The organism is Rhodococcus sp. F64268 (assembly GCF_023015605.1).
In the GTDB taxonomy this organism is placed as follows: domain Bacteria; phylum Actinomycetota; class Actinomycetes; order Mycobacteriales; family Mycobacteriaceae; genus Rhodococcus.
This window is the reverse complement of the sequence record NZ_JALKAI010000013.1, coordinates 1-5,865: the sequence shown is the minus strand read 5'-3', so window position 1 is coordinate 5,865 and position 5,865 is coordinate 1. Positions and strand designations below refer to the sequence as shown.

8 protein-coding genes and 1 pseudogene are annotated in these 5,865 nt (G+C 65.5%); 5 read left to right on the top strand and 4 right to left on the bottom strand.

Going from position 1 to position 5,865, the window contains the following annotated elements; genetic code table 11:
• Positions 1-17: 17 nt before the first annotated feature.
• Positions 18-743, bottom strand: a complete 726-nt coding sequence (locus MWU77_RS22240; protein ID WP_247274796.1) for a TetR/AcrR family transcriptional regulator — start codon at positions 741-743, stop codon at positions 18-20.
• A gap of 100 nt (positions 744-843) precedes the next feature.
• Here MWU77_RS22240 and MWU77_RS22235 point away from each other — a divergent pair, with 100 nt between their 5' ends.
• The 4 genes and pseudogenes from MWU77_RS22235 (at position 844) to MWU77_RS22220 (ending at position 2,872) form a co-directional block, all read left to right on the top strand.
• Positions 844-1,221, top strand: a complete 378-nt coding sequence (locus MWU77_RS22235) for a VOC family protein (protein WP_169690294.1) — start codon at positions 844-846, stop codon at positions 1,219-1,221.
• Between the two features lie 235 nt (positions 1,222-1,456).
• Positions 1,457-1,786: a helix-turn-helix transcriptional regulator gene (locus MWU77_RS22230; RefSeq protein WP_247274795.1), complete on the top strand. Its 330-nt coding sequence runs from the start codon at positions 1,457-1,459 to the stop codon at positions 1,784-1,786.
• Positions 1,786-2,500, top strand: a pseudogene (locus MWU77_RS22225) (cation transporter). The gene MWU77_RS22230 and the pseudogene MWU77_RS22225 overlap by 1 nt, the downstream one beginning before the upstream one ends.
• Positions 2,501-2,527: 27 nt before the next feature.
• Positions 2,528-2,872, top strand: a complete 345-nt coding sequence (locus MWU77_RS22220) for a DUF3703 domain-containing protein (protein WP_169690203.1) — start codon at positions 2,528-2,530, stop codon at positions 2,870-2,872.
• A 109-nt stretch (positions 2,873-2,981) separates the two neighbouring features.
• On the opposite strand, the gene MWU77_RS22215 is transcribed toward MWU77_RS22220, so the two are convergent.
• The 3 genes from MWU77_RS22215 to MWU77_RS22205 all read right to left on the bottom strand — a co-directional run bounded on the left by MWU77_RS22215 (position 2,982) and on the right by MWU77_RS22205 (position 4,379).
• Positions 2,982-3,551 (bottom strand): zeta toxin family protein, encoded by a 570-nt coding sequence (locus MWU77_RS22215; protein WP_169690204.1) that lies wholly within the window; start codon positions 3,549-3,551, stop codon positions 2,982-2,984.
• Complete coding sequence (locus tag MWU77_RS22210; RefSeq protein WP_169690205.1) at positions 3,548-3,934, bottom strand: hypothetical protein; 387 nt, start codon at positions 3,932-3,934, stop codon at positions 3,548-3,550. The genes MWU77_RS22215 and MWU77_RS22210 overlap by 4 nt, the downstream gene beginning before the upstream one ends.
• 112 nt (positions 3,935-4,046) lie before the next feature.
• The gene (locus MWU77_RS22205; RefSeq protein ID WP_247274821.1) at positions 4,047-4,379 is read right to left on the bottom strand and encodes a VOC family protein; all 333 of its coding nucleotides are present in this window, start codon (positions 4,377-4,379) and stop codon (positions 4,047-4,049) included.
• 198 nt (positions 4,380-4,577) lie between these two features.
• Between MWU77_RS22205 and MWU77_RS22200 the strand changes: the two genes are divergently transcribed.
• Positions 4,578-5,651, top strand: a complete 1,074-nt coding sequence (locus MWU77_RS22200; protein ID WP_247274794.1) for a methyltransferase domain-containing protein — start codon at positions 4,578-4,580, stop codon at positions 5,649-5,651.
• Positions 5,652-5,865: the final 214 nt, after the last annotated feature.

Below are 5,865 nucleotides of genomic sequence, written 5' to 3'. Positions count from 1 at the left end.
GTGCGACGGTGTAGCGGCTAGACCCGGTCGATGAGGGACTGCACGGCGTCGAGGACCCGGTCGAGCCCGAACTTCCAAGCACTCTGTGGGCTGTAGGACGTGTTCATCGCCTCCCCGGCGACCGCGCCCACCCGTCGGGCCAGGGGGAATTCGTCGCCGAGGTATGCGTCGAGGCGCTGGTGCCAGGCCGACCATGCCGCGGCCATGTCGACGGTGTGGGGTGCGGGTCGGTGGGCGTGCGCGGCGGCGCGGGTGAAGTCGGCGACGAAGGTCAAGGAGGCGTTGCGGTCGAGATCGGTCAGCCCGGTGTGATCGAACGCGTGCAGGTCGTGGTCGTAGGCGGCGATTGTTCCCGGTCCCAGCGACGTCCGGGGGTCGGTGATGTCGAGTAGCCACCCGTGCGCGGTGTAGAGCGCGAGGTCGGTCTCGGCGACCTGTCGGACCCGTGCGCGCCAGCGTTCGCTCGCGTACGGGCTCCGCGGCCGGCCTGCGCGGGCGGCGTCGGCCATGAGCACCAGCAGGTCGTCGCGGGATCCGACGTGGGTGTAGAGAGCCATCCCGGAGATGCCGAGGTCCGCGGCGAGTCGCCGCACTGTCACGGCGGGGAGGCCTTCGGCGTCGGCGAGGGTGATGGCGGACGACACCGCTTGTGCGGTAGTTACTTTCGATTGGGGTCCGCGGGTGCCGCCACGTGGCGCGTCGGGGTGATCACGCCACAGTAGGTCGATCAGGTCGCGGGCCATCGGGTCTCTCCTGGAAGTCGGGGTGCATCCTCCGCGATAACTCTATACACTGAATAATGTATACGTTGCATAAGGTTTATCCCACTCCCTGGAGGACACCATCCACATCACCGGAACAGCCCTGTCGCTCAACGTCGCCGACACCGCCGCCTCCGCCGACTTCGCGAAGGCACACTTCGGATTCACCGAGGCCATGTCCGACGACGGCTTCGTCTCCCTCACGCACCCCAGCGCGGGGCTGAACATCGTCTTCCTGCGCACCGGGTTGAGCACCTTCAAGCCCGCCTCCATCGCAGGACCCGCCGGTCGAGGCATGTTGATCGCGTTCGTCGTCGACGATCTCGACGCCGAATACGCCCGCATCGCCGCGGCGGGCGCCACGGTGATCACCGCGCCGGAAACTGAGCCGTGGGGGGAGCGTTACTGCCAGTTCGCCGATCCCAACGGCATCGTGTGGCAACTCGTGCAGTGGGTCTGACATGGCCTAGGTTATGGATCCAACGCATATTCATGCATGTCAAATATGCGTTGGATTCATGTCGTGTGGGGCCGTGGATTCAAAGCGCCATCGACGCCAAGGCCGGCACCTACGTCACCGACCTGGTGTCCGAAGGATTGTTCGAGGCCATCGACACGCTTTCCGCGCGTCCCCCCAGCCCGTTCGCAATAGTTCAGGATTCCATGAATACATCCGAATCTGTATTGTATGTGTTGTGGAGACCTTGTTGCACCGTGACGCGCTTGCCCGCTTCGGGCACGCGTTGTCGGATCCGACCCGCACCCAGATCCTGCTGAGCCTGCGCACCGGTCCGGCCTATCCCTCCGCTCTGGCAGAGGCGATCGGGGTGTCGCGCCAGATCCTGTCTAATCACCTGGCCTGCCTGCGTGGATGTGGGTTGGTCGTGGCCGTCCCGGAAGGTCGGCGCGTCCGTTACGAACTCGCCGACCGCCGTATCGGGCACGCTCTGGATGACCTGCTCGGCTTGGTGCTGGCGGTCGACCCGGCCTGCTGCCCGACCGCCGACACCGAAGAGTGCTGCTGATGTCCGCGCCATTGGAAATGCCGTCGCTGCACTCGGCCGTCACTCTGGCGGGCCCGTCGCCGGAACGCAAAGCGCTGCTGTCGCGGCGGATCCGCTGGTTCGTCGCCGCGACCATCACCTACAACGTCATCGAGGCGATCATTGCGCTGACCGAGGGCGCGCGGGTGTCCTCGGTCAGCGCTGATCGGGTTCGGCCTGGACTCGGTGATCGAGGTGTCCTCCGCGGCGGCGGTCGCGTGGCAGTTCGCCGGGCGTGATCCGGAGCGGCGGGAGAAGGTCGCGTTGCGGATCATCGCGTTCTCCTTCTTCGCCCTCGCCGCCTACGTCACCGTCGACTCGATTCGCGGTCTGCTCGGAGTCGAGGAAGCCCAGCATTCGCCGATCGGCATCACCTTGGCCGCGGTGAGTTTGGCAATAATGCCGGTGTTGTCATGGGTGCAGCGTCGCGCCGGACGTGAACTCGGCTCCGCCTCCGCGGTCGCCGATTCCAAGCAGACCTTGCTGTGCACCTACCTCTCGGCAGTGCTGCTGGTCGGGTTGCTGCTCAACAGCCTGTTCGGCTGGTCGTGGGCCGACCCGATCGCGGCCCTGGTCATCGCCGCGATCGCGGTCCGCGAAGGTATCAACGCCTGGCACGGGGATACCTGCTGTCCCTCACCGGCCACTTTCGGTGCCGACCGGTCCGACGCCCACGACTGTGACTGCTGCGACTGAACCCCCTTCGACCGAAAGGCTTCGGTAATGTCCCGAATTCCGGACCCGGCCCGCGCCCGCTACGACCACGAGATGCACGCGGGGAAAACCGCGACCGACCCCGCCCAGCGCTGGGCGCACCTCGAAGCCGCCCATATCCTGTCCCAACCGGATCCGTGGCTGCACACCCGTAACCACGTCGCCATGTTCGCCCTGGCGATGCGACAGCGCGAGCGCCGCGAAGCCCTCGGCCAAGTCGTGCGCATCATCGCGGCCGCACCCGCATCCCTGAGCGGCCGTTATCCCGAAGGCAACACCGGCCGCGCCGCAGTGGGCCTGCGCGAGCCCATGCCGGTACCCGCCGACCTCGCGGCCTTGATGCAACCGGCCTGACGAGGACTCCGCTGCAGACGAGCTCGACTGCACTGGGCGCCAAGGCCGGAGTTCGGCTGAGCCAACTCGATCAATGCAGCTCCCCTGCAAAATGCCTGTGCCAGCGCATTTACCCAAGTTCACTGAGCTGGTTCGGTGTCCACACCGGCCACCGGATCACACCGACCGGCACCCCCGACACGAACCTCGCGATCACCGCCGGGGTACCCGACGCCGTGTCGTACACCGTTGCCTGATCCGCGCGACCGATCGCGTCGACGATCAGCGGCCACAACCGCCGATACCGCGACCGGATCTTGTCCTCCGGCACCGAATGCCCACCCGATGCGACCCGATGTGCCACACGGCGCACCGATATGGCTTCCGGCACCAGCATCACATGCAGCACGACCGTGAACCCCGCGGCCTGCGCTCGGTCGATCAGCTCAAGCTTCGACGGGTGGGAGAACACCGTCTCGGCAATGAACGACCGCCGCTGCCCGAGCAGTCGATCGCGCGCCGCCGCCGCCAATTGCGCCGCCTCGTACGACATTTCCTCCGCCCGGTCAGGCCAGCGTTGCCGCGCGATCACATCCGCGTTGACGAACACACTGCGCGGCAGCAGGGGAGCGAGGGTCAATTCGACGAACGTCGACTTACCGGCCCCGTTCGGGCCGACGATCAGGTCCAGACGCCTCATTCAGCGTCGAGCACCCGCGTCGTGCCGTCGGGATGCTGCTCGACCAGCCGGCCCTCGGCGTCGAGCACGACGGTCGTGACGCCGCGCGCAGCGAGGACTCCGGTGTAGTCGGCGCCGGCAAGATCGTCGGCGATGCGGGCGTCGATCTCGGCGTTGAACAGCCGACCTTCGGCGGGGGTGAGCTCGGTGGTCGGGCGGGTGCCGGCGAGGGCGTCCTGTACGCGATGCAGCGATGCGGTTTCGTGGGCCGTCATGGCTCGGCCGATACGCGCCCAGTATTCGAGTTGCTGGCGGCCTGTGCGATTCTGTCGCCCGCCCTCGGCGATCGCGCTGTCGACGAGCTCGGCGTCGAAGCGAGTGACCTTGTCGGTATACGAGGGCATCACGACCTCCATGTGTAGCAGACTGCTACCCATCGTAGCGGAGTGCTACAACCCGCGCATCCTCCCGTGCTGCACATGGTAACGAACCGGAAGGCTGCGGCGGGGGAGCAGGTCAGCGCTGGAGTGGGCTGTAGAACACCAATCCGTTGCCCTTGTTGTCGTACACCACGGCGCGGCGTTCGTGCGCGTCGTCGTACGGGTCCTTCACGATGCCCCCGCCGGCCTCTTCGATCGCCTTCGCGGCGGCGTCCACGTCGTCGGTCTTGATGCCGACGACGACCTGACCGTGGATCGGATGGTCGACGTCGGTGGCGAGTGCGAGGGTGACGCCGCCGCCGTCGAGGGCCGCGAAATGCGTGCCGTCGCGAAACTTCAGGCCCATACCCAGGGTGTCGCCGTAGAACTTGATCGACTCGTCGAGATCGTCGGTGGACAGCACGATCATCTTCACTTCATGACTCAACGTTGTCTCCTCGAACGAAAGTTGCCTCAGCGTAGCCCGATCCGAGGCGGATCGGTCAGGGTCGATGGTCACCCATTGTCGGCGCCCTGTCGCGGTTCGTGCTCTCCGAGGCGGCGGTGACGGTGGTGCGCCCCATACGCCTAGAATGTGATGCACATCATAATTCTGAGGAGGTGTGCAATGACCACACCTGACATGGAGGAAATCGACCAAGGCAAGCTGGAGCAGACACTCGGACAGCTGGTCACCGACATGGGCGCCGCACTGAACAGTGCACTGGTCATGATCGGTCTCGACCTGGGGTTCTGGGAAGCGCTCGACGGCAACGGCCCGACGACGTCCGATGCGCTGGCAGAACGCACCGGCGTGCGTGAACGCTACGCGCGGGAATGGTTGTCGGCGCAAGCCGCAAGTGGGTATCTCATGCACGATGCGAGCGCCGACACCTTCACGCTTGCACCGGAGCAGGCGATGGCATTCGCCCGCATCGACAGTCCGGTCTATCTGGCGGGTGGCTACCACCTGATCAGTGCGGTCTTCAAGGACAGAGAGAAGATCACCGAACGAATACGTCAGGGCGAAGGATTCGGCTGGCACGAACACGACACCGAGTTGTTCACCGGAACCGAGCAATTCTTCCGGCCGGGCTACCGTGCCAATCTGGTCGACGCGTGGTTACCCGCACTCGATGGCGTCGTCGACAAACTCACAGCAGGCGCGGAGGTGGCCGACATCGGATGCGGTCACGGTGTATCCACGACGCTCATCGCTCAGGCCTTTCCGAACTCGATGGTGCACGGCTTCGACTATCACGACGGATCGATCACTCGCGCACGAGAACTGGCTGCCGAACAGGGCGTCGAGAACGTGGATTTCGCTGTCGCATCGGCAGTGGATTACCCGGGTCGTGACTACGCCTTGGTGTGCTACTTCGACTGTCTACACGATATGGGCGACCCGGTCGGTGCACTGACACATGCGCGCAACACGCTCTCGGGCGACGGGACCGTGATGCTCGTCGAGCCGTACGCGCACGACGATCTCGCCGAGAATCTCAATCCGGTCGGGCGGATGTACTACGCGGCCTCGACGGTACTGTGCACGCCGTCGTCGCTCGCTCAACCTGTTGCACTCGGTCTCGGTGCGCAGGCCGGCGAGGCGCGACTCGCTGCCGTCGCAGGCGAAGCTGGATTCGGCAGCTTCCGGCGCGCGACGGAAACGCCGTTCAACTTGATTCTGGAGGCAAGCGTCTGAGTCTCATTACGTCACTGTGACGTTGGATTGCCGGGGGAGGGAGCGCCGAGTGCGCTCAGCGCAGAAACGGAGACGGCGGCCCGAGGGTAAGTCCCAGGGGATGGTGGGAATCGGCTGAGGAACATCCGGCCAGGCCAGCGGCGTGTCGGCCCTCGTAAAGGTGGGCCATCGCGTAGTGATCGACGAGTTACCGACCAAAGTGACTCGACACGAA